The organism is Intrasporangium sp. DVR (assembly GCF_040365325.1).
In the GTDB taxonomy this organism is placed as follows: Bacteria; Actinomycetota; Actinomycetes; order Actinomycetales; family Dermatophilaceae; genus Intrasporangium.
On record NZ_BAABZW010000047.1, the window covers coordinates 1 to 1,097 of the forward strand.

Annotated in this window: 1 protein-coding gene; it reads right to left on the reverse strand. The window is 72.9% G+C overall.

The features are described from left to right. On the reverse strand, nt 1-1,097 hold a 1,097-nt coding region (locus ABWV20_RS19200; protein ID WP_353358072.1), incomplete at both ends, for an IS1380 family transposase.

Genomic DNA, 1,097 nt, shown 5'->3' on the forward strand with positions numbered 1-1,097 from the left:
GCGGTGAACTTCCCGGAGGGCAGGTGCGCCAGCGCGGAGTTCTTGAGGTCGGCGTGGACCTGTTCGATGATCGCGTGGCCGCGGTGGGTCGCATCGGCGGCGACGGTTCCGATGTGCTCGGCGGGGGCGGTGGTGAAGAAGGCGTGGAAGCGCCACACGTCGAACAGGGTGCCCTGCCCGGCGGCCTTCTTGCGCTCGGCGTGCACGTCCGGGATCCGGCGCACGACCAGCCGGCCCGGGACCCGGTCGGCCTTCTTCTTGGAGGTGAACGCGGTGAACGGCACCTCGGCGACCTCCGCCTTCGAGATCCACGTGCCGGTGGCCTCGTCGAAGATCGCATCCGGGTACTTGATCGCGGTCCACGCGGCCTGGTCGATGCCGGCGATCGCGGCCTTGACCGCCGGGTCCATCCGGACGGTCACCGACACGTGGGCGCCGCCGGTGATCGCGGCGTGGACGGCGTCGCGGCCGTAGTAGGCCGAGTCCATCCGGACCAGGACCGGCGCCTTCACGCCGAGCAGGCGGTGGGCCTGTTTGACGGCGTCGCCGACGAGGCGTTTCGCGCCGCGGGGCGAGCCGCAGGAGCCCTTGCGCAGCCGCTGCGCCACGACCAACGGTGCCGCCCCGGCCACCGTCAACGTGGCAAGGAGCGCGTTCAGGCCCCGGACCCGCGTGTAGCCGAACCCGGCGCCCTGCTTGGCGTGGCCGTGGACCTCGATGATCGTGTCGTCCACGTCGACGAAGGCGTACCCGCCGGTGTCGGCCGCGACGCCGCCGGCGTCCGGGACCGGCGGACCCAGCCCGACGAGCCGGGACAGCGCGAGCAGGAACCGTGCGGCGACCGCGTCGAGCTGGCGCACGTGCCCGAAGGTGAAGGTCCGCAGGAACGACCCGAGCGTCGAGGGCGCGTACGCCCGGGAGAAGAGGCGGCCCATCCCGCCGTGGCGCAGCAGCGCCATGTCATCGATGCTGTCGGCGCCGGCGACCATGCCCGCCACGAGCGAGGCCACCTTCAACCCGGCGTTCGCGCCCTTGTCCGTGGGCACGCTCAGGTGCTCGTCGGCCAGTTCCCGCAGCCCGGCCCGGTCCGCGAGTGC